22 protein-coding genes and 3 tRNA genes are annotated in these 22,625 nt (G+C 43.1%); 24 read left to right on the top strand and 1 reads right to left on the bottom strand.

What is annotated here, in order from left to right; translation table 11 throughout:
- The first annotated feature begins 15 nt into the window (after window positions 1-15).
- The 14 genes from SPICA_RS03930 to rsfS all read left to right on the top strand — a co-directional run bounded on the left by SPICA_RS03930 (window position 16) and on the right by rsfS (window position 10,501).
- On the top strand, window positions 16-426 hold the full coding sequence (locus SPICA_RS03930) for a hypothetical protein (RefSeq protein WP_013968242.1): 411 nt from the start codon (window positions 16-18) through the stop codon (window positions 424-426).
- Between the two features lie 8 nt (window positions 427-434).
- Window positions 435-968 (top strand): adenine phosphoribosyltransferase, encoded by a 534-nt coding sequence (locus SPICA_RS03935; protein WP_013968243.1) that lies wholly within the window; start codon window positions 435-437, stop codon window positions 966-968.
- A gap of 68 nt (window positions 969-1,036) precedes the next feature.
- Window positions 1,037-1,107, top strand: a tRNA-Gln gene (locus SPICA_RS03940).
- A gap of 52 nt (window positions 1,108-1,159) precedes the next feature.
- Window positions 1,160-1,231: transfer RNA gene (locus SPICA_RS03945), tRNA-Glu, on the top strand.
- Window positions 1,232-1,316: 85 nt separating this feature from the next.
- Window positions 1,317-3,023: a DUF5312 domain-containing protein gene (locus SPICA_RS03950; protein WP_013968244.1), complete on the top strand. Its 1,707-nt coding sequence runs from the start codon at window positions 1,317-1,319 to the stop codon at window positions 3,021-3,023.
- Between the two features lie 12 nt (window positions 3,024-3,035).
- On the top strand, window positions 3,036-3,830 hold the full coding sequence (locus tag SPICA_RS03955; protein ID WP_013968245.1) for a purine nucleoside phosphorylase YfiH/LACC1 family protein: 795 nt from the start codon (window positions 3,036-3,038) through the stop codon (window positions 3,828-3,830).
- Window positions 3,831-3,874: 44 nt separating this feature from the next.
- Window positions 3,875-5,635, top strand: a complete 1,761-nt coding sequence (argS, locus tag SPICA_RS03960; protein WP_013968246.1) for an arginine--tRNA ligase — start codon at window positions 3,875-3,877, stop codon at window positions 5,633-5,635.
- Between the two features lie 107 nt (window positions 5,636-5,742).
- The gene (gene rplU, locus SPICA_RS03965) at window positions 5,743-6,054 is read left to right on the top strand and encodes a 50S ribosomal protein L21 (protein WP_013968247.1); all 312 of its coding nucleotides are present in this window, start codon (window positions 5,743-5,745) and stop codon (window positions 6,052-6,054) included.
- Between the two features lie 9 nt (window positions 6,055-6,063).
- Window positions 6,064-6,399, top strand: coding sequence for a ribosomal-processing cysteine protease Prp (locus tag SPICA_RS03970; RefSeq protein ID WP_013968248.1), 336 nt, complete (start codon window positions 6,064-6,066; stop codon window positions 6,397-6,399).
- A 4-nt stretch (window positions 6,400-6,403) separates the two neighbouring features.
- Window positions 6,404-6,667 carry a 50S ribosomal protein L27 gene (gene rpmA / locus SPICA_RS03975; protein ID WP_013968249.1) on the top strand — a complete coding sequence of 88 codons (264 nt, stop codon included), beginning with the start codon at window positions 6,404-6,406 and terminating at the stop codon, window positions 6,665-6,667.
- A gap of 88 nt (window positions 6,668-6,755) precedes the next feature.
- Window positions 6,756-7,754 (top strand): GTPase ObgE, encoded by a 999-nt coding sequence (gene obgE, locus SPICA_RS03980; protein WP_013968250.1) that lies wholly within the window; start codon window positions 6,756-6,758, stop codon window positions 7,752-7,754.
- 8 nt (window positions 7,755-7,762) lie between these two features.
- The gene (gene nadD / locus SPICA_RS03985) at window positions 7,763-8,950 is read left to right on the top strand and encodes a nicotinate (nicotinamide) nucleotide adenylyltransferase (RefSeq protein WP_013968251.1); all 1,188 of its coding nucleotides are present in this window, start codon (window positions 7,763-7,765) and stop codon (window positions 8,948-8,950) included.
- Window positions 8,947-10,152 (top strand): LCP family protein, encoded by a 1,206-nt coding sequence (locus SPICA_RS03990; protein WP_013968252.1) that lies wholly within the window; start codon window positions 8,947-8,949, stop codon window positions 10,150-10,152. The genes nadD and SPICA_RS03990 overlap by 4 nt, the downstream gene beginning before the upstream one ends.
- Window positions 10,139-10,501, top strand: a complete 363-nt coding sequence (gene rsfS / locus SPICA_RS03995) for a ribosome silencing factor (protein WP_156789715.1) — start codon at window positions 10,139-10,141, stop codon at window positions 10,499-10,501. The genes SPICA_RS03990 and rsfS overlap by 14 nt, the downstream gene beginning before the upstream one ends.
- 89 nt (window positions 10,502-10,590) lie before the next feature.
- Here the strand turns inward: rsfS and SPICA_RS04000 are convergent, their stop codons facing one another.
- Window positions 10,591-10,905: a hypothetical protein gene (locus SPICA_RS04000; protein ID WP_013968254.1), complete on the bottom strand. Its 315-nt coding sequence runs from the start codon at window positions 10,903-10,905 to the stop codon at window positions 10,591-10,593.
- A gap of 257 nt (window positions 10,906-11,162) precedes the next feature.
- On the opposite strand from SPICA_RS04000, the gene ispE reads away from it, so the two are divergent.
- The 10 genes from ispE to SPICA_RS04050 all read left to right on the top strand — a co-directional run bounded on the left by ispE (window position 11,163) and on the right by SPICA_RS04050 (window position 22,616).
- Window positions 11,163-12,086, top strand: coding sequence for a 4-(cytidine 5'-diphospho)-2-C-methyl-D-erythritol kinase (ispE, locus tag SPICA_RS04005; protein WP_013968255.1), 924 nt, complete (start codon window positions 11,163-11,165; stop codon window positions 12,084-12,086).
- Window positions 12,087-12,126: 40 nt separating this feature from the next.
- Window positions 12,127-12,408, top strand: a complete 282-nt coding sequence (spoVG, locus tag SPICA_RS04010; protein WP_013968256.1) for a septation regulator SpoVG — start codon at window positions 12,127-12,129, stop codon at window positions 12,406-12,408.
- Window positions 12,409-12,414: 6 nt separating this feature from the next.
- Window positions 12,415-12,486: transfer RNA gene (locus tag SPICA_RS04015), tRNA-Gln, on the top strand.
- Between the two features lie 49 nt (window positions 12,487-12,535).
- Window positions 12,536-13,168 (top strand): 50S ribosomal protein L25, encoded by a 633-nt coding sequence (locus SPICA_RS04020; protein WP_013968257.1) that lies wholly within the window; start codon window positions 12,536-12,538, stop codon window positions 13,166-13,168.
- A gap of 87 nt (window positions 13,169-13,255) precedes the next feature.
- Window positions 13,256-14,758, top strand: a complete 1,503-nt coding sequence (tilS, locus tag SPICA_RS04025) for a tRNA lysidine(34) synthetase TilS (RefSeq protein ID WP_013968258.1) — start codon at window positions 13,256-13,258, stop codon at window positions 14,756-14,758.
- Window positions 14,736-16,625: an ATP-dependent zinc metalloprotease FtsH gene (gene ftsH / locus SPICA_RS04030; RefSeq protein ID WP_013968259.1), complete on the top strand. Its 1,890-nt coding sequence runs from the start codon at window positions 14,736-14,738 to the stop codon at window positions 16,623-16,625. Before tilS ends, ftsH begins: the two co-directional genes overlap by 23 nt.
- Before the next feature lie 12 nt (window positions 16,626-16,637).
- Complete coding sequence (locus SPICA_RS04035; protein WP_013968260.1) at window positions 16,638-18,224, top strand: tetratricopeptide repeat protein; 1,587 nt, start codon at window positions 16,638-16,640, stop codon at window positions 18,222-18,224.
- Between the two features lie 50 nt (window positions 18,225-18,274).
- On the top strand, window positions 18,275-20,083 hold the full coding sequence (locus tag SPICA_RS04040) for a S1C family serine protease (protein WP_013968261.1): 1,809 nt from the start codon (window positions 18,275-18,277) through the stop codon (window positions 20,081-20,083).
- 74 nt (window positions 20,084-20,157) lie between these two features.
- A complete protein-coding gene (locus tag SPICA_RS04045) occupies window positions 20,158-20,514 on the top strand; it encodes an STAS domain-containing protein (RefSeq protein ID WP_013968262.1) in 357 nt (118 codons plus the stop codon).
- Complete coding sequence (locus SPICA_RS04050; protein ID WP_156789622.1) at window positions 20,511-22,616, top strand: chemotaxis protein CheA; 2,106 nt, start codon at window positions 20,511-20,513, stop codon at window positions 22,614-22,616. Before SPICA_RS04045 ends, SPICA_RS04050 begins: the two co-directional genes overlap by 4 nt.
- Window positions 22,617-22,625: the final 9 nt, after the last annotated feature.

A 22,625-nucleotide genomic window follows, 5' to 3' on the forward strand; every position in this document is an offset into this window, starting at 1 on the left:
CTAGACTTTATCATTGTGAAAACTATAAGGAATGTTCTTATTTTAGTTGATGAAGCGGATACGATTAAGGAAGTTGGCAGACAATTAGCAAGCTACATGGCCCCTGTTCATGTAGCTATCGTAGATGCGGCAGATTTTGCTGCAACGGATCTTCTCCCTGCGGATGCTTATTTTTTAGGATGCCAAGAACCACACCCTGCCCGATTCTGCGAAGTAGAACGGGTACTTAAGGGGATCAATCTGGCAGGCAGGCCCTGTGGCCTCTTTACGCTTTCTTCAAAAAGTGCTATCGAGTATCTTCGCTCAATTAGTCAGGATGCGGAATTGGCGGTCTTTTCAGAACCCCTTTTCTTTGAATCATTAAAACCTGTAGATAGGGCCCCCAAGGTGAAAGCCTGGGTTCATGCTGTGCTAGGTCGGAGTTAAGCTGTCAAATGGAAACTAACTTTAATCTTGATGCTGCGATTCGTAAAGTGCCGGATTTCCCAAAGAAAGGGATTTTGTTTTATGATATCACTAGTATTCTTGCTAATCCCGAAGCCTTTAAATACTGTCTTGATGCGATGGAAGCTTTATATCGTAATGAACAGATTGATGCAGTAGCTGCGATTGAATCACGGGGCTTTGTGTTTGCCGCACCTTTTGCAGATCGTTTGGGGATTCCACTTATCCTCATTCGAAAAAAAGGAAAGTTGCCCGGAAAAACTCTTTCTAAAAAATATCAGCTTGAATATGGTGAGGCAGAAATAGAGGTGCATCCAGAGGATGTACCCGTAGGAAAACAAGTTCTTGTGGTGGATGATCTTATTGCTACAGGGGGGACTCTCCGTGCTGCTACGGATCTCATTGCTTCTGCAGGGGCCAAGGTTGCAGGTCTTTTTGGTGTGGTTGGACTTCCATTTCTGAACTATCGAGCTGTACTAGGAAATATTCCGATCAAAACATTAATTGAATATCACCATGAATAAAAAAAGTCATTCCTGTTGACAAAAAAAATGTTATATGCTAGAGTCCGGTCATATTACATGATGCTTATTCCCCGGTTGTGTAAGGGTAGCACGGCAGACTCTGGATCTGCTTGTGGGGGTTCGAATCCTCCCTGGGGAACGTTATAAGCCCTTTTAAGAGCCGTTAGCTCTGCGGGGCTTTTTATGTCTCTGGCCCCTTCGTCTATCGGTTAGGACATGAGATTCTCAATCTTAAAAGAGGGGTTCAACTCCCCTAGGGGCTATTTAAACCTTTTTTGTTGATGTAACATGGTATAAAGTTTCTAAATTCATTGACCATTAAGAGCCATATCTTTTATAGTTCACAGTATGTCATCTACAGGAACAATAGATACCTTTGAAAGATTAGCATCTCGGCTTTCTATCGAGGAACGGCAGGCTCTATTAGCAAAACTGTCCAGCTATGCTGTTTTATCCAAAGAAGTCTTGTTCCGTGAAGAAGAAATTTCACCAAAGATTGATGTTGAACTTCAATATAAAGAAACACCCTGGTATATTAAGCTGTTCTTGATTATTCTTGGCTTTTTTCGAGGGAGAACACCTCTTAATCTTTTTGAGGAGCGGCTTATTGCATCCTTAGGTGCAATGATTGAAAACAGGGCGCCTGGCCTTTTTGATCGACGAAGAAATATGCTCATTTCTGGTTTCTGGGATGAAATACAATCTCTGAAAGAAGCCGCCCGTTTTTTTTATGAAGCTCTCGATATAAGCTTGAATAAAGATAAAGGGGCTTTTTTTTCTTTTCTTGCATCTTTAGAGCTTGATTTTATTCATCGCAGAATACTAACTGAAACAGATCCTGCAGCAATTGCTGCGGGTAATCCAAGTTTTACTGATGTGGATATTAAAAATACAATAAGCAGAACCTTAGATAGTATTTTTCAGGCTATTAATGAGGATGAACGCCGCATAATGTATCGCAATGCCCGTTCCTTACATTGTCTTAAGGAGCTCTCGTCGTTTCTTTATGACAGGCTCTTATCTGCATTTAATCAGGATCATCAAACAAAAGGTCTCTCTGCACCAACCTATCTTGTATTGGATCAGCTTTATGCCTTAAGCAACATTCTCTATTCCCTACAAGAACCACCATCCATGGCGTTATTGGAGACCCTTTTTATATTTCAGCTTCAGGAAAGGAATGTTGAGACCTCAATTGATTTACAAGATGAATTGAAGTCTCTTTTATCTCGAGCAGAAGAATCACTTGGCCGAATCAGACAATTTAACAAACGAATCCCCCTTACTGAAATCATTCGTTGCGCAAGCCGAAACTTGTCCTATATGCCTCAGATAATTACCGGTGGCGAGGATTGGTTTGCAGTCTATAGAGATTATTGGAAAAAACAGATTGATGAACGATATACTCATTTTATACAGGAAAAACATAGACGAGAGCTCGTTGAGGAACTGCGGGATTTTCTTAAAGGCAACAGTATTAAAAGCCTTCAATATGTAGCAGAGGGAACAGATAAGGAAGGTATCCCGGTTCGTGGAACCTTCAGTCTTGCGTTTCTTCTTACCTTCTATTCTGTTCTTTTTATCGAAGATATTAATAAGGTCCTCAAACCTATCTTGATAGATGGCGAATTCTATAAAAAAGAAAACCGCACTGAATTTACAGAAGCCTATAATGAATTATTAAAGCTTGGTGATACTATTCGTGCTTTTGATCAAAAACTTTCCCCCACAGGTGATTTGGGTAAACGATATGATGTAGCCCGTCAGGAAATTACTGCACTCTCGGTGAAACGGCGAAAAATTCAGACCCTTGAAATGGAAGCCTCAGATGAAGCGGCTGATATTATTGCCCGAGCAGCTAAAGCATTGAAATCTTTAACTGCGGTTCTTGGTGGAATTATTAAAGGAGAAGCGGGTGGCCGATATGACTCTTTGGTTAACCTCGGAAGCCTCGCTGGGAAAAATGCTTCTTATATAGCAATGATAAAAAACACTCAGAGCAAAATTGAACGGGCTCTATATTTGCTTACAGAAATTTCAAAAATCGAGACATGATGGAGAGCCTTTATGAACATCTATCCCTTTAATCTTGTACTCGATCCCGTACTAAATGGTTTTGTCTTTACATTTATAGCTGATGGGAATCCGGTATCCGATCCAGCCTGTTTTTTATCTACCGTTGATGCAGGAGATATGAAGTTTATCCCGGGTAGTAAAAATCCTAATCGACTTCGTTTTTTTACTGCCCTTGCAAAGCGACAGGATATGGAGAAGCTTCCAGTATATGCGGTAGAGCAGATTCATTCCCGTGATGTGGTTCTTGTAAAGGATGGATCACCGTACGATGTCCTACAGGCTGACGGTCTTGCCACCACCTTGGCAGAGGCCTGGCTTTCGATCACTGTAGCCGATTGCCTTCCTATATTTTTACGGGATCGATCAGGAACATGTCGAGCTGTTCTTCATTCTGGCTGGAAAGGTACCGGCATTGTTGAAAAGGCTCTATCAATTTTTATTGATGAATGGCGAATACACCCAAGAGATATTCTTGCGGTACTTGGCCCCTGTATTTGTAGAGACTGTTATCAGGTAGATAGTGAGCGGGCTCATAATTTTGAAATAGAATTTGGCAAGTCCCCCGGGCCCTACCCACTTGGTCCTGTGGTGCAGATGCGGCAGACTCAGATATCGGGTGTTACATATTATCTTGATCTGCAAGCCGCGAACGCACACCTTCTTGCAAAAGCAGGAGTAGAGGAACTGGCGATCTGTCAGAACTGTACGGTTACCGATCCTCGGCTTGGGTCATTCCGAAGACAGGGTGCAGCTTCTTATACCAGGATGGTAGCCCTTATCAATTGAGTTAATTATCAAACTATGGTATGGTTAGGGTTCAGGATGGCACCATGCAGGATATAAAAGAAATTTGGAAACATGAAATTGCCGCGGCATTAACTGAATTGGCAAGGCAAAATGGAATTGCTGAACAGGTACTCAAAGATCAGGTGGTAGTTGAAATTCCACCAAAACCGGAGATGGGTGATCTAGGTATCCCCATGTTCCCCTTTGCAAAAATGCTTCGGAAGGGACCACCCCAGATTGCTCAAGCTGTCATTGCCCATCTGGAAAAAGTCGGAACAAGCACCAGATGGGGTTCCGTAAAAGCAGAAGGTCCCTATGTGAATATTCGTCTTGAAAAATCCGCCGTGGCCAAACAGGTAGTAAGCTCAATTCTGGAACAGAAGGAGACCTTCGGCCGGCCTCAAAGTCTTACAAACAGTAAAATAATGGTAGAGTTTTCCAGTCCCAATACCAATAAACCCTTACATTTAGGGCATCTGCGTAACGATGTGCTGGGAGAGAGTATTTCCCGAATTCTTGCCGCCTGCGGTGCCCAGATCCGGAAGGTGTGTATTATTAACGACCGGGGAATTCATATTTGTAAGTCCATGTTGGCCTATAAGGAATATGGTCAGGGAAAGACCCCTGAATCGGAGGGGGTTAAAAGTGACCGCTTTGTAGGGGACTGGTATGTTAAATTTCATAAAATGAGCCAGGAAGACCCTTCGGCTGAAGAACGGGCTCAGGAACTGCTCCGGAAGTGGGAACAGGGGGACCCGGAAACGGTTGCCCTTTGGAAGCAGATGAACCAGTGGGCCGTTGAAGGTGTTAAAAAGACCTATGAACGGACCGGAGTGTCCTTTGATCAATATTATTTTGAAAGCCAGACCTATCTTAAAGGCAAGGAAGAAGTGCTCAAGGGTCTTGAACAGGGGCTCTTTTATCGCGAAGAAGATGGTTCTGTGTGGGTGGATCTTACTGCGGAGGGGCTTGATAAAAAGGTACTGCTTCGTAAGGATGGAACATCTCTGTATATTACCCAGGATATTGGCACCGCAATCTTCCGACACCATGACTGGCCCTTTGAACGGCTTGTATATGTGGTTGGTTCGGAACAGCAATACCATTTTAAGGTGCTTTTTAAAGTCCTTGAAAAACTCGGTTATGATTGGGCCAAAAATCTGTACCATCTTTCCTATGGCATGGTAAATCTGCCTGAAGGCAAAATGAAGAGCCGGGAAGGCACCGTTGTCGATGCGGATGATCTCATCGACAATCTGAAAGAAATGGCATTGCAGGAAATCCGGGAAAAGAACCGGGAGGAAGCGGTAGGGGATGGCGAATCGGTGGCAGAAAAAATAGCTGTAGGTGCCCTGCATTACTACCTGCTTCAGGTATCTCCTACGAAGGATATGCTTTTTAATCCTAAGGAATCTCTTTCCTTTAATGGCAATACAGGACCCTATCTCCAGTATATGGGGGCGAGAATTTCCTCCATGCTCAGGAAGAAGACTGGAACCCTGGCAGAGTCAGGACAGATTAAACCGGAACTTTTAACCGGGGAAGCCGAATGGGCTCTCATTAAAACCCTGGCTGCCTATCCTGAGACGGTACAACTGGCGGCAACCCAGATGGACCCTTCGGTCATCGCGGCCTATCTCTATGAGTTATCCAAGGCTTTCAGCCGTTTTTACCATGATTGTCCCATTCTTAACGCCGAAACAGCGGATCTGGCCGCATCCCGGCTTGCCTTATCTCAGGCTGTTTTACAGGTATTGCGATCTGCCATGACCCTGGTTTGTATTCCCTTCCTGGATGTTATGTAAGGCAGGAAGTGGGAACAGGGCTCGGTACAACCTATTGACTTAAAGGGAATTGCTGGTGTATAAACACCGAAGTATTATTATCCGAATAGAATCGAGGGCGATTGTTCATGTACGCACTGGTAGAATTTAAAGGCAAACAGTACAAGGCTGAAAAAGGCGCCTTGTTAAAAGTGGATAGGATTGATGCTGAAGTTGGTTCCGCTGTGGATATCGACTCGGTACTCCTTGTATCTGGCGATACGGTTTCCGTCGGGGCTCCCTATGTAAAGGGTGCTTCTGTTAAGGCGGTTGTGGAAAATCACGGCAAAGACAAGAAGATTATTGTCTTTAAGTATATGCCAAAGAAAGATTACCGCCGCAAGAAGGGCCACCGGCAGCAGTATTCCTATATCCGTATCCAGGATATTGTAGGAGCTTAATTCCTTTCTATGGTTGCCGTCGACGTTGTCCTTGATCCCGCAGGGCTTATAAAGTCCTGTAAAGTTTCCGGACACGCCGGCGCTGGGCCACGAAATGGCGATGTGGTATGTGCCGCCGTTTCAGTTCTTTCCCGGACGGCCCTCAGGACCCTTACAAAAACAGATGGGGTTACTGCACGGGGAAAAGCACCCCAAAGGGGGGAATTGTTCATGGAAATCGATTATACCGAGGCTTCTAAAGATCAGGTTGCCGGAATTACGGCCTTTCTTCTGGAAGGTATGTTATCGGTGTCAGAAGAATTTCCTGAACATTGCTGTGTTCGAATACAAAGAGAGCGGAGGTAGCAATATGGCTCGGAAACGGGGTGGTAGTGGAGCAAAAAATGGACGGGATTCTAACCCCCAATACCTTGGAATTAAGGCAGCTGGTGGTTCATTTGTAAAGGCAGGATCTATTATCGTGCGTCAGCGGGGTACCAAGATTCATCCCGGTGTAAATGTGGGTTGTGGTTCTGATTATACCCTTTTTGCACTGGTCGATGGCACGGTTACATTCTCTGAACGCCGGGGCCGGAAACTGGCAGGTGTTATGCCCGCCGGTGCAGCCGAATAAATATCACGGGCCAGGAAAGCCCACGGGGCTTATCTATGGAACAGTGCGCGGCGCGCCCCTTGGGCGCGCCGTTTGTGTTTATAAAACTATGCAGAAATTTGCTGATGAAGCGATAATCGAAGTCTCCTCGGGAAACGGCGGGAATGGTTGTGTAGCCTTTCGCAGAGAGAAGTATGTGCCGATGGGTGGTCCCGCAGGCGGTGATGGTGGCCGGGGCGGTGATGTAGTTTTTGAAGTTCGCCGGAACTTGCGGACCCTAGCTCATTTGCGTTATAAACAAGTATTCAGGGCTGAAAACGGCCGAGATGGTGAAGGTTCACAGCGGTATGGCCGCCATGGGGAAGATGTGGTAATACCGGTGCCGCCGGGAACTATTTTAAAAGATGCTGATACCGGCGAAATTATTCGTGATTTTGGAAAGGAAGAAGGCCGTTTTGTATTCCTAAAAGGGGGTAATGGCGGCTGGGGCAATGTGCATTTTAAATCTTCAACAAACCAGGCGCCAAGAAAAGCGTTGCCTGGTCAGCGGGGAGAAACCCGCAGGTTAAAGGTAGAATTACAGGTGATGGCCGATATTGGCTTTGTAGGTTTCCCTAATGCGGGGAAATCAAGCCTTTTGGACCGCTTTACCAATGCACGGCCTAAAATAGCTCCCTATCCGTTTACCACAAAAATTCCGAACCTGGGTATCCTTACGGTAGATGACCGGGATATTATTTTAGCGGATATTCCAGGCCTTATTGAAGGAGCCAGTCACGGAGCGGGACTTGGTATCCGTTTTCTCAAGCATATATCCCGGACTGCAGGGCTCGCATTTCTCATCGATCTTTCTGATGATACCTATCTTGAAGCTTTTCATGTATTAAAAAAGGAACTTGAAGCTTTCTCTACAGAATTAGTAGCAAAGAAACGGATCCTTGTAGGTACAAAGCTCGATATAGAAGGAACAATAGAAAGACTCACTGAATTACAGACTCGTTACCCTGAAGAAACAGTCTTAGGCATATCGGTTTTTACTGGGCAGGGGCTTCAATCACTTTCCCATGCCTTTGCGCGGATGGTTACGGAAATGGAATCTGAGGAATAATAGGGGTCATGAAGATTGCAGTATTTGGAGGCAGTTTTAACCCAGTTCATTATGGTCATCTGGCTTTAGCTGAACTAGTGTTGCAAAAATTAAAGTATGATCTGATTGTATTTATACCAGCTTATCAATCTCCACTCAAAGAAGCTACCCTTGGAGCCACTCCCCAGGATCGTCTTGATATGCTTATAGCCGCCCTTTCAGGGCATCCTCGATGTATTATAGATGACTGTGAGATTCGGCGTGGTGGTCTATCCTACACAATTGATACAATTAACGATATAGAAGAACGATATCAAAGTGAACAAAAGCTAGGTTTAATAATTGGAGATGATCACCTCGTATCGTTTCATAAATGGAAAGATGCAACTTTGATTGCTCAGAAAACCGAATTACTTGTAGCAAGCAGAGCGCCAAAGCAGCATTACAATTTCCCTTATCCCTTTGTTGGGATTGATAATCCAAAATGGATGGTATCCTCCAGTGAAATTCGAGATAGAATTGCACATTCTGCAGACTGGACTCATCTTGTGCCTCCTGCAGTGGCTTCTATTATCAAGGACAGGTTTTTATATACAAGCTGGGAACAGAATTCTCGAGAAAAGTCATGTTGTGTAAGTTTTTCATCAAACTTTATTAACTTGATAGAAGATATCGCCCGCTCCTGGTTATCATCGAGTCGTTATCTTCATTCTAAAAATGTGGCAGTGCTTTCTGCCCAATTGTGCAGGCGTTTTCAGATTGATGAACAACTGGGTTATCTTGCAGGTATAGCCCATGATATATGCAAACATTGGAAATCAGAACAAATACTTAAACTCGTTCAATATGATGGGCTGCCTGTAGACTCGATAGAGAAGGAAAAACCTGAATTGATGCATGGAAGGGCAGCAGCAATGTATTTAAAGGAGTACCATGGTATTACCGATAAAGCTTTATTACAGGCCATCCAAATGCATACCTTTGGAGGTCCCCATATGGGAGATCTCGCGAAAATCGTCTATATTGCTGATAAAATTGAGCCTTCTCGATCTGATATAAATTCTGCATTGCGCATCGCTTGTAGAACCGCACCCTTACCAGTATTATTTGCTCAGGTGGTTTGGGACACTGTGCAGTACTTACAAAAACAAGGAAAATTACTGACTCGAGAAACGGCTGCTCTTCTTAAAGAATTACAGCAGGAGGGACTCCTGTGAAACGGTTGAATTTTGACTCCAGTATTATGTTGATGATACTGATTATATTAATTGTACTTGTTGGTGGAATAGGTATTTACATTTTTAGTAAAACAGATCCCCTTGAAGAAATATTAAGTGATGAACGGGTTATGAATATCCTGTTAAATATTGAACAGGATAAAAAAGTTATTGGATCCTATGTGGTTTTATATTATCCCCCAACAAAACGGGTTAGTGTGTTTGACATTCCTATAGAAACTGGCCTTATCATTAAATCCCTTAATCGAGTTGATCGTATAGATGTTTTATATAAAGGTCTGGAGAGCCCTGAATATATCAAAGAAATTGAAAACCTTTTAGGGATACGTATACCCTTTTCGGTAACTATTACTATCACCAATCTGGAAAAAATTATTGATCTAATTGAAGGGATACATTTGTTCATTCCAGAGAAAGTTGAACAGTATAATCCGCAAATTCCAATGTTATTTCCATCTGGCTTTGTAAAACTTGATGGAAACAAAGCTGTAGCATATGCTACGTATACCTTAGATAAAGATGATCCTGAAACTGAAGCTTTAATTACGAGAAAACAAAAGACGATTATCGCATTACTTACCGGTTTGAACGAGAAACGAATGTTATTAAGGGATCCGAAGGTTAGAGCCTTCTTTACTTCTTTTATTTCTACAAAATTGAATGCTGAATCTACCTTAAGAATATTTCAGGAGTTGACTCAGCTAGATGTACAAAGATTGGCTATGCAAAGGGTTGGTGGTACGATAAAGCAGGTTTCTGGTAAAACGTTGCTTTTTCCTTTTTATGATGGGGTTTTAATCAAAGAGATTGTGAAGCAGGCTATTTCGGGTTTGGTTCGTCAAGGTGAAGGCGAATTCCCTGATCGGGTGTTTACCGTTGAGGTTCTTAATGGCACGCCAAGTATTGGACTAGCAAGAAATACATCAGAATTGTTAAAGGGTTTCGGTTATGATGTTCTTTCATATGGCAATGCTGATCGAAATGATTATGAAAAGACCATCATTATTGATCGATCGAAATATCCCGAAGTTGCACAAGCTTTAGCAGATGTAATCAAATGTAAAAATATCACAACAAGCAATAATATCGATACACCAGAAATGTCCCAGGATTTGAATTATTCTGCGGATTTTACACTTATTATAGGGAAGGATTTTAATGGACGATATGTTACATACTAAAGAGACAGAAATTGCCTGTAATCTCGCTAAGCTTATTTTTGAACATAAAGGCCAACGGGTAGTTGTATTGGATTTAAGATCTTTACATACATGGACTGACTTTTTTATAATCAGTACCGTTACGAGTAGTACTCATCAGCAAGGTTTACAGCGGCATATAAAAGAATTTGCTCAGGCAGAACATATCGATATTTTGCGACGGCAGCGAAAAGCTCCTGCAGAGGACGAATGGACCCTGATTGATATGGGCACTATTGTGGTACATCTTATGACCGAAAAGGCCCGTATGTTCTACGATTTAGAGCGGCTCTGGAGCGAAGCACCGATACTGTGGAAAGCTGAATCGTGAAATATAAAAAATAAAGGACTGCCTTGAATCTATGGCAGTCCTTGATAAGAGTTCAGTACCCTAAACTTTAGGCAGGAACGTACAACGCTTTATTCATCAAAATCGTCGTAATCGACATCGTCGTCGTAGTCGTAATCCTCGTCTTCGTCGTCGAAGTCTTCATCTTCATCATCAAAGTCATCTTCATCATCAAAGTCGTCTTCATCGTCGAAATCATCTTCGTCGTCGAAGTCGTCTTCGTCGTCGAGGTCGTCAAAATCTTCGTCTTCACCCTCATCTTCGAAGTCATCATCAAAATCATCATCGAAGACAGCCATGGGGAAGGGAAGTCCGTCATACTGCTCACCGGTCACTGGGATCAGGTTGAGCATATCATCATTATTGATGGTCTCATAAAGAACCATAGCATACTCCATAAATAACAAATATTACCCTTGAAACATAAGGGAGAGTATTACCATCTGTCAACAGGTATTTTTCGCAATTTTAATATTTTCGCTGGAAAAATGCATGTAATATATCAAAAATCTTTAAAACTACTAAAACTGCATGCTTCACAGCTCATTAATAAGATACGCAGTGCAGTATATTCTGTCAATATATATGAGAAAGGTCAGGGGCTTTACAAAAGTCTATTTTTAAGTATAATAAGACGCCGATCATGGGAGATGGTATACGAGTTGCGGCACCTTGCAAAATCAACCTCCATCTCGGAATATTTGATCGAAGATCCGATGGGTATCATCCGATCGAAAGTATTTTTCAAATGCTCGATTTTGGTGACACTATCTGGATTGAATCTTTGAAAAAAAGCTCTGGTATTGAACTTCATATGGAAGGTTCGGTTCCAATGAAGGATGTGGTGCCGCCTGAGCAAAATAGTATATATACAGCAGTTCGTCTGTTCCAAATGGAATCTGGCTGTGAAAGTGGATGGTATATCCGTCTCAATAAACATATTCCTCTTGGTGCGGGGTTGGGGGGCGGGTCGGCCGATGCCGCTGCAGTGTTACTAGCACTTAATCAAATTTGTGGTAAACCATTTTCAGATATCAGTTTGGAACATTTTGCTGCTAAGCTTGGAAGTGACGTTCCCTTTTTTATAAAAGGTGGGACTGCATATGTAACCGGACGGGGTGAGCGTATTTCACCTATTTCGGTGACCACTTCTTGGGCTGTATTACTAGTAAATCCCGGAATTCATAGTAGTACTCCAGAGGCTTTTCGTTTATTGGATACAGTGCGAAGTGAAACCAGAGTATGTACTAAACCTCTGTTGGGTAGGGATGTATTAGTAAGGTTGCTGGAAAGCCATCCGCAGCATTGGACTTTTTACAATGATTTTTTAGAGGTGTTTCTAAAACACGGTACATTGGAGGTTCAACAAACCTATCAGGCGATTTTACGGGAACTTAGGGAAGCAGGGGCGGATTTTGTCAATCTTTCTGGCTCTGGTTCAACCTGTTTTGGTGTTTTTGCTGATCACGATAAGGCCAGAAAGACGCTTCAAAACATGAAAGGTCGATGGCCTTTAGTAGAATTAACCTTTCCTCTTGCGCGTAAGGTGAATCCAGTAGTAGAATAGTTTGTACAACTATACCTGGGCCTAAAAAGAGGAGAGCGACATGGAGATCACCGACATCAGGATCCGCAAGGTGGCCGGAGAAGGGAAGCTGAAAGCATACGTAACGGTTACATTTGACGACTGCTTTGTTGTTCATAATGTAAAAATTATCGAAGGCAAAAGCGGTGTATTTATCGCTATGCCGAGCAGAAAAACCCGCTCTGGGGAGTATAAGGATGTAGCACATCCGATTCATCCTGAGTTTCGGGCTGAACTGCAAAAGAGAATCCTGGATGTGTATGATTCTGGAAATGTTCAGGATGATCCGACCGTAGAGTTGTAAGTATTTTGGGACGTCGGCAAGTGGTAAGCCACCGGGTTTTGGCTCCGGCATTCGCAGGTTCGAGTCCTGCCGTCCCAGTTATGTTTTTTAATATTTTGATAGCGTTGGTAAGGTAAGGAGTTATATAATGGATCATGTTGTTCTTACTGCTCAGAAACGAGCTGTTACTGGGTCTGCTGATGCTGCCCGTCTGCGACGCAATGGGAAAATTCCGGCGGTCGTATATGGACGTTCCGGACAGGCTATGTCAATTGTGTTGGATGCTCTTGATTTTGGAAGAAAAATAAAGGGTGTTTCTGAAAGTACCCTTTTAAATCTTTCTATCGATGGTGCTCAGCACGAAGTCTTTATTAAAGATACCCAGCGGGATATTTTCAAGGGTTCTTTTATTCATGTTGATTTTTATGAGGTTGAGAAAGGAAAGACTGTTCATGCAAAGGTGCCTGTCCGTGTGATCGGTACCGCTGAGGGGGTTCGCCTTGGTGGTATTTTGGAAGCTCCACTCCATGAACTTGAAGTTGAATGTCTTCCCAAGGATCTTCCAGAACATATCGATATCGATGTGACCAACCTTAAAGCTAATGAAGCTCTCCATGTGCGGGATCTGAAACTTGCCTCCGAAATTAGGGTTTTAACCAACCCTGAACAGGTAGTTGCATTGGTTAAATTTGCCAAAGCTGAGGCTGCCGCTGAAACTACAGTAGAAGCTGCTGCAGAAACAGCTGCTCCTGCAGTTGCAACTGAAGCCCCTAAAGCATAAGGGCCTTTTTTTAAGTAAAGCCGGCCGGGGCAGGATGAATTATCCATCTCTGTTCCGGCTTTTTTATTGGAACTCCTAGGATATCCTATGAACAACGGGCCAGCGGATTTAAAACTTTCAGTAGCCGCTGTACTCCAAAGATATTCATCACAGTTAGCAGGTACAACAGTATTACTTGCCCTTTCTGGCGGCGCAGATTCTGTTTCCCTCTTATATATATCTGCTACTTTGCAAAAACAGTTCGGCTTTTTACTTCGCTGTATTCATGTTAACCACCGGCTTCGTCCGGTAGAAGAAACCGATATAGATGCAAATATTGTTCGAGCCCATTGTCAAAAACTCAAGGTTCCCCTTACTATTGTGAACATTGCACCTGGAGTAATTGAGTCCTATGCGGAACAACATAAGACCGGTATAGAAGCTGCGGCCCGTCATTTTCGTTATCGGGCTTTAAAACGCCAAATGCGTCGATGGTCGGGAACCTGGCTTTTTCTAGGCCACACCAGGGATGATGCGCTGGAATTGGCTTTAATGCGGTTTTTACGGGGAGCTGGCCCCAACGGTTTGGCCCGTCTTCCTGAGCGACGGGGGAATATTGTACGGCCATTGGTGTATACAAGCCGAGCTGAGATAGAAGACTATGTAAGAGACCGGAATATTGAGTATGTTTATGATTCAACCAACAGAGATAATCATTATCTGAGAAATCGAATACGGAATGTTCTCATACCCCTTTTAGACAGGGAATTCCCATTTTGGCGTACCGGTGTATTGGAAGCGTCCTTTATCCAATCTCAGGTGTCTTTTTTTTTAAAGGATGCTGCACAAAACAATATTTCATGGCAGGGCTTTGTTGATAGTACCTTGCAGGGCTATCAAACAGTCTGTGAAAACTTTTTTAAGCAACCCCTTATGGTCCGTGAAGAAGCATTATTTAGGGCTATAGATGTGGTATCATCGAAGAAATCGGAGGCTTTCTCTTTGAATTATCTTAATCCTGATGGAATAAAGTTAGGATGTGCCAAAACGGTTCGACGAAGCTCGGTGCGGAAGTTCGCGCTTGGAGAAGTTCAGACCCTCGATCTTCCCAATTGCAGGCTGATACGGTCCGGGGAATGGGTCAAAGTTCAGGAAAAACCACAACTTGTTAGTGCTACTGGCTTTTCGATGACGTTCACCACTTCAGGTACCTATAGGGTAAAGAATGTACGTATTTCTATTCAACCTATGCAAGCTCTAGTACCCGATAGAACAAAGACGAACGGTCAGATGATCTTCTTACCCTGTGTGTTCCGTACCCCTCAGGCTGGAGATCGGATTATGTATCGTGGCCGCATGCGTACCCTTGCAGAAGTCCGACAGCTTGAGATAGGTGACACCAGGGATGAGGCATACAGATCCGAATACTACATAGCGACACATTATATCTTTGAAGATACTTTAGGTATTGCCGTTTACATGCTTATAGATATACATTCAAAGGTACACATCTACTGGCGGGAACCTGTTTCTCCGACAGTGGAAAAAATAGCCAGTTTTATGCTAGAAATACAGATACGGGGGAACCATGCTCGACGATCAAAAAGATAATATCCCATCCCGACCACCGGTTCAGGGGGGGCGAGGCAGTCGTTTTGCTTTGCTTTTTTTTATAATAGTTTCAGGCCTTTTTATTACCTATTTTTTAAACAATGATAAACCGGTTACTCAGGAAGTACCCTATTCCACTTTTGTGATGCGTTTGGACAGGAATGAAGTGGATGCGGTAAAAATAATTGATGGAAATGAAATTCAAGGTACCTTTAAATCACCAAATGGTGATGTAGTTCAGTTTAAAACACTTATTCCGTATCAAGACCCGGAACTGATTCCTTTGCTTAAGCAAAAGGGGGTACGTGTTTCCGGTTCTGTCAGCGGAATCAGCCCCATGATGATTTTTCTTGAATTCCTTCCCTGGCTCGTTGGCTTTGTGTTTATTTGGCTCATGTTCAGGAATGCCCAGGGGGCAGGTAATAAGGCCTTCCAGTTCGGGAAAAGCCGGGCAAAGCGATATCTGGATGCCGGAAAACGGATAACCTTTGCAGATGTAGCTGGTCAGGAAGAAGCCAAGTATGAGCTGCAGGAAGTGGTTGCCTTTTTAAAAAATCCTCAGAAGTTTACCAAAATGGGGGCAAAGATACCCAAAGGGGTACTTCTGGTTGGTATGCCTGGTACGGGAAAAACACTTCTGGCTAAGGCGGTGGCCGGTGAGGCGGGGGTTGCATTTTTTCATATGTCAGGCTCCGATTTTGTTGAAATGTTTGTTGGTGTGGGTGCAAGCCGTGTTCGAGACCTTTTTGAACAGGGCCGCAGAAATGCCCCCTGTATTATTTTTATCGATGAACTTGATGCGGTAGGTCGTACCCGCGGAGCTGGCTATGGCGGCGGCCATGATGAACGGGAACAAACCTTAAACCAGATGCTGGTTGAAATGGACGGCTTTGATTCCAAGGATGGTGTGATTATTCTGGCTGCAACTAACCGGCCCGATGTTCTGGACCCGGCTCTCTTACGTCCCGGACGTTTTGATCGTCAGGTTGTGGTAGCAATGCCGGATATTAAAGAACGGGAAGCCATTTTCAGAATCCACGCCAGTAAAGTGCCTCTCGGAAGCGATGTAGATTTTGTCCGTCTCGCCAGGGCAACCCCCGGTACCAGCGGCGCTGATATTGCGAACCTTGTGAATGAGGCCGCACTCTTTGCAGCCCGCAAGGATAAGTCGGTTGTCGAGATGGCAGATTTTGAAGAAGCCCGGGATAAAATACTCATGGGTGTGGCGAGAAAATCCCTTGTAATGTCCGATAAAGAACGCCGAATGACCGCAATCCATGAATCAGGTCATGCACTACTGCATTATTACCTTAAAAATGCCGATCCTTTACATAAGGTCACGATTGTACCCCATGGCAGGGCTCTTGGTATGGCTATGTCTTTACCCGAAGAAGATTCCTATAGCAGGACCCGTGGATGGATAGAGGACCGAATTACGATTATGTATGGTGGTTGGGCTGCGGAGAATTTAATTTATAACGAGACCACTACTGGTACGAAACAGGACATTCAACAGGCTACTGAGCTTGCCCGACGTATGGTTTGTGAATGGGGTATGGCCGATGATATTGGGCCTATCTCCTACGGACAGGAAGAAGAACCCATCTTTATCGGTAAGGAAATAGCCCGCCATAAAGATTACTCAGAAGATATGGCACAAAAAATTGATCATGCAGTAAAAGCGGTTCTTTCCAGGGCTTTGGAAACTGCTCAGACTATCTTGCAGCGGGAACGGGAAAAACTTGAGCTTTTAGCGGACAGCCTGATGGCCCGGGAGACCCTAACGGATGATGAAGTTCGGTCTCTGCTTGGTTTACCACTCCGACAGGCAACTTCAATCGAAGGAGCATCGGTACAGGCAGAATAAAGAGGAGCATGTATGAAAGGAAGGTTCCTGTTTTCCGGAATAATGATAGTACTATGCTGTTTAGCCTCAGGACCTTCCCTTTCTGCACAGGTTGATGAAACACCCCTTGCGCAAGTATACGTTGAGGGAGCTCTGAAAGCCCTTCATGATGGACGATGGCAGGACGCAGAAGCCCTGCTCGAACAGGGGACTGATTTTTCTTCCGCTTCATCGGATCTCTCATACCTCAAGGCTTTAGTAGGGCTCCAGCTTGGCCGGCCTTTAGGCGCTGTACTCGCAGCTCTGCGCCAAGCCAGGGATACTGACCGATGGCAGCGGTACTCCGCAGAATCTGCTTCTTTGCTGGAGGCTCAGGCGTTAATCCAGATGCGCCAGTTTGAAACAGCCCAGCAGTTGCTGCAGTCACTCTTCTCTACAGCGGATGTACTGTATTATCAGGCAAAAATTGTAGCTCTTCAGCAAAAACAAGGCTTATTTACCCAGCTTATCTGGCAGGCGGTACAAAGCTATCCACTGGATCCCCGATTCGCAGCACTTTATTTTAATTACATGCAACAAAACCGCCCGGGGACGCTCGATCAACGTCTGGTTGCCCTCTTATTAAGCCGACTGCCCATGTTACAGGAAACTGATCCCGGATTAGCGATTCTGGCTCTTCCTTTTATACAGAATATTGATGAACGACGCCGTATTATAGAAGAATACCGCGCCCATAATACTGATATGCTGTTTATGCTGCCTCAGGCTCTGGAATTAGGTGTTATCGATGAAAGGACTGCCAGTACTGAACTGGCCGTTCATCAAACTATACCGGTAGAACTGATCCGTCAGGTATGGGCCCAATTACGCACTGAAGGAAGCCGTCGTTATTTTTCAGAAACCTTTTCCCGCTATTCAGGTAGAATTACTGAAGACTCCGATAGAGATGGTATCAGTGAAGTAGTCGTTGAATATAACCAGGGCAGGATACAAACCTATCATTTTGATGCGAATCAGGATAGGATTGATGAAATCCGAATCACCTTTGAACAGGGTATACCTAAAGAAGGAACCATTGCCCCTTATGAAGGCTCACTAGAAGCCCGGCTGTTCTGGAAGTCGTACCCCCTCGTGGAACAATGTATCGCCGGTACTGTTACCTATATTCCAGGACCTGCGAGTTTCAGCTATGCGCCTTTTACCCTCAAGCCTATTGTAGGCAGCTATCCTGAAATCACCCTGCTGTTTCCTGAACGGGAAAAGCTGCTGCCGCGGCTGACAGAGCGGGCTCTCGTTTCCTTTGCTGCAAAAATTATACGGCCTGGAAGTCTTGCAAAAGACTCAATTGAAACCATAGAACTTAAAAACAGCCTGCCTTTACGTTCTACTGAAACGTTACAGGGGCGCATTATTTCCATCCTTGATTTTTCTTTGGGTCAACCTTCAATACAACGGATGGATATGGATCTGGATGGACGGATGGAAACGGTGCGACGCTTTCGCAAAGGGACGGCGCAACTCGATCCGGTTGAGGCGCTGAATTATCAGCAGCGATATGAATCAATAGAAAGCGACTGGGATGGTGATGGTATCTATGAGGACCGTGAAACAATCCGATAAATGAGTATTATATGTTGTAACCTATCTGGATATAAAGGACTTTTGAGATTATGAATAACAAAAGAATTTATTATTTTATTTTCATTTTTACCGTTGTATTTTTGTCTCTATCCTGTGTATCAGCGGCACAGCGATTAACACCACCGCAGTATTCAATGCAGTTGAGAATATCAGATATTGAAAAGCTCATACAGGACTCTCCAACAACGGCTATTCAGGCTATAGAAGTTTTCAAAGCCCGGTATACTATGATAGATACATCTCAACAGCAAGATCTGGATAGCATGTTTCAAAAGGCTTCAGAACGATTGGTTGAACAAACCAAAGAGGCCATTGCACAGAAAGAATGGAAGAGAGCCCGATCTTTGTATCGATCTGTATCTATTCTAGGACTATCAAATCAAATTTCTGGTGTAACTGAATCTGAGCTTTTACTTTCGCAGGCTCAGGATTATTTATCCCAAAATCGAAATTTAGAAGCTTTCCTTGCTTTTGTTCAAGCATCACAGGCAGGGGCTATCATTCATGCTGATACGGCCTATCCCTTTTTTACAAGGGCTTTAGAACTCAAGCTCAGGCCCTTGGCTCTCTTTGTGTATCATTTAGCACTCCAGAACGATACAAGGGTTACTGAATCGGAGAAGCTGTATTTACAAAGTCGAGATAGTACTGCAGATATGATTCGGGGGGTAGCTACTGTTTTGGTGGATCGCGGAATCCGAATAGAAAAAGGTCGATCCTATGCGGATAGGGTTTTAGGGTCTGCCTTTTTTATAGACAGAAGTGGACTACTTATCACTAATTATCATGTTATAGCAAGTGAGGTTGATCCTGAATACAACGGAGTATCTCGAATGTATATCCGTATGGGAGATAGTTCAAGTCCTCGAATTCCTGCCAAGGTAATTGGCTGGGATCCCATTATGGATTTAGCGGTTATAAAAGCAGAAGTTATGCCAGATTATGTCTTTTCGGTTATTGGTACCGATGTAGCTCAGGTAGGTGATAAGGTCTATGCTATCGGTTCTCCTGCAGGACTTGAAAAAACAGTAACCTCAGGTATTATCTCTGCTTTAAATCGCCGTCTATTACAATTGGGGGATGTGATCCAATTAGATGCAGCAGTAAATCATGGGAATTCCGGTGGCCCGGTGGTGAATGAGCAGGGGAATTTACTAGGAGTAGTATTTGCTGGTGTTGAACAGTTTCAGGGTATTAACTTTGCTGTCCCGGTTCAGCGCCTTGTCTCTGCCTTACCTGCGCTACTTTCAGGTGGACAAGTCGAACGGCCTTGGCTAGGCCTTGTTCTTGGTGAAGAACGGGATAGCGTAGGTATTATATATGTAGCGCCTAATACACCGGCCTATGAACAAAATATACCAGTAGAACGTAAAATAGTTCGATTGAATGGGAAAACTGTTGAAGCTCCTCAAGGTATGAGAATTTCTTATTTACAAGATCAATTATTATCATGCCAGCCTGGTGAATTGGCTTCATTAATGACTGATGATGGCAAGAGATGGCTTTTTACATTAACCAATCGTCCACTAAAGCCTTTAAAGGATGCTATTAAACTCGATACAAAAGAACGTCTGACTGCACCTCTTTTTGGTATGATTCTGTCTCCTGGCTTTGGATCCCATCTAAGTCCTCAGTACCAAATTAAAAAGATTATGCGGGGTTCAATTGCGGATGAAAGCGGACTATCTGAAAATGATCCTTTATCGATACACGGTTTTGTAGTTGATGAGAAAAAAGGATTTGCTTATATGGATATTTCTATTAAAAAACGAAAAATGGGTTATTTAGAAGTAATGATGCGCCTTTATGGAGGTATTGAAATATCTGATACGCTATAAAAAGAATATCAAACAAATTTTGAAGGCCCTATTTTAATCATTGCATTCTTAAAAACTTCGATTATACTAAAAGTATGACGAAGCAACAACAGACTTCAATCAATGATCTGACTATTAATCTTGAATGGAAGGGCTCGCTTAGTATAGAACATGCAAGGGGCTTACATCAAGATTTGTTGGAAGCTTTTACGAAGCATCAGACCATTTACCTAGACCTGTCCAATGTAACCGATATGGATAGCTCAATTATACAATTAATATGTGCTGCTATTAAAGAAGCCCCTACACAAAAAAAGGCATTTCATCTTACCGGTACACTACAAACGTTACTTCAGACAAAATTAAAACGCTATGGGTTTATAATGAAAGAAACATCAATCGCTGAAGAACTAGAAAAGCAATGGTCTATGCAAAATCAGGGGTCCTTATGATAGATAAATTTAAAGATGCTTTTAAAGAAGAAGCTACTGATTTGTTAAGTACCTTAGAAAATCAGCTGTTAGAACTTGAACAGGATCCAAACAATAATGAGACCATTTCTGCAATCTTTAGAGCTATGCATACCATAAAGGGATCCGCGGCAATGTTTGGGTTTGATGAGATTGCACGATTTACTCACCAGGTAGAAAATGCTTTTGATAGACTCCGAAATGGACTTATTCCTGTTAGCAAGCGACTTATCGATATAACGCTTCGGGCTCGAGATGTAATCAGTACCCTTCTTGTGGATCCAAATGCTGATATACAACAGGAGATGAACTTTTTAGAACAGGAATTTAATACTTTGGGAGCACAAGAAGTAAACGAGAAAGATAGGACAGAATCTAAAAAACAGAACGTTGATATAGATCAGCCTCAATCTAAATCCGAAGGAATGATAACCTATCGGATCTATTTTGCTCCTAAAGAGGAACTTTTTAAGAATGGGACAAATCCACTTCGGCTGATTGAAGAGCTTTATGAATTAGGTCATCTTTCTGTTATTGCACGAAAAAGTACCATACCAATTCTATCACAACTCAATCCTGAGTCTTGTTATATAAGCTGGGATATTACTCTCACAACAGATAAGGGGATTGATGCAATCAAAGATGTTTTTATTTTTGTAGAAGATATTGCCAACATTGATATTACACCCACAGATCAGATTGATAAAGTTAAACGAATTGGTGAAATTCTAGTAGACCGTGGAATCGCAAGTCCTGAGGTAATTGAAGATGTCGAACAAGATAAACGTAAAATTGGAGAAATCTTAGTTGAGAAACAAATTGTAAAACCTGAGGATATTCAAAGTGCCTTAGTTGAACAGGAACACTTAAAACAGTTGAAAGAACGACAGGAAATAACAACAGCGTCTATTCGGGTTCCCAGTCATCGTTTAGATGCTCTCGTAGACCTTGTAGGTGAGTTGGTCACCCTGCAAGCCCGGCTCGCACGGACTGCAGTTACTATTCAGGATGGTAGCCTTACGACAATCTCTGAACAATTTGAACGATTAGTTTCTCAATTGCGAGATACAACCATGGGTATACGTATGCTACCCATCGGAACTACCTTTAATAGGTTTCGCCGTCTTGTACGAGATCTGTCTTCTCAATTAGGCAAAGAAATAAATCTCATTACTGAAGGTGAAGAAACTGAGCTTGATAAAACGGTGATTGAAAAATTGACCGATCCATTGGTACATATTATCAGAAATAGTGTAGATCATGGGATTGAAAAACCTGAAGAACGGGAAGAAAAGGGAAAACTACGTAGTGGGACTATAAGCCTTTCAGCATTTCATTCTGGAGCGTATGTGCTTATAAGAGTGAGTGATGATGGTGCTGGTATGAATAGGGAACGAATTTATGCAAAAGCTATCGAAAAAGGTTTGATAGCTGAAACAACACCACTTACTGCATTAAGCGACCAGGATATCTTCCAGCTCATTTTTGCTCCAGGTTTTTCTACAGCTACCAACGTAACAAATGTATCTGGTCGTGGTGTTGGTATGGATGTGGTGAAACGACAAATCGATTCTCTTGGAGGTTCGGTAATTATTGAATCGAGCCTTGGGAAGGGTACCAATATTACCCTGAAAATCCCCTTAACCCTCGCCATCATCGATGGTCTTCTTGTTCGAGTTAGTAATGAACTCTATGTAATACCGCTTTCTGTAGTTGACGGTTGTGTCGAAATACAACGGGATGAATTACAACTTAAGCAAAAGTCACGTTCAATTATTACCTATCGTCAACGAGTTTTGCCCTATATAGCATTACGGGAGCTCTTTACTATTCCAGGAACCAAACCTGCCATTGAACAGATTGTGGTTGTGAATGCTTTAGATACAACGATAGGATTTGTTGTAGATCAGGTAATTGGTGATTATCAAACTGTTATAAAACCTCTCGGTCTTCTTTTTAAAAAGAACGAAGGTCTCTCCGGTGCTACGATCCTTGGTGATGGTACGGTTGCCCTTATTGTTGATGTAAATCGTCTTGCAAGTCTAGTACAACAACAGGAAGCAAAAAATATAAAGGTTCTTTAGAAACAAATG

The sequence above is a fragment of the Gracilinema caldarium DSM 7334 genome, from assembly GCF_000219725.1.
Taxonomy (GTDB): domain Bacteria; phylum Spirochaetota; class Spirochaetia; order Treponematales; family Breznakiellaceae; genus Gracilinema; species Gracilinema caldarium.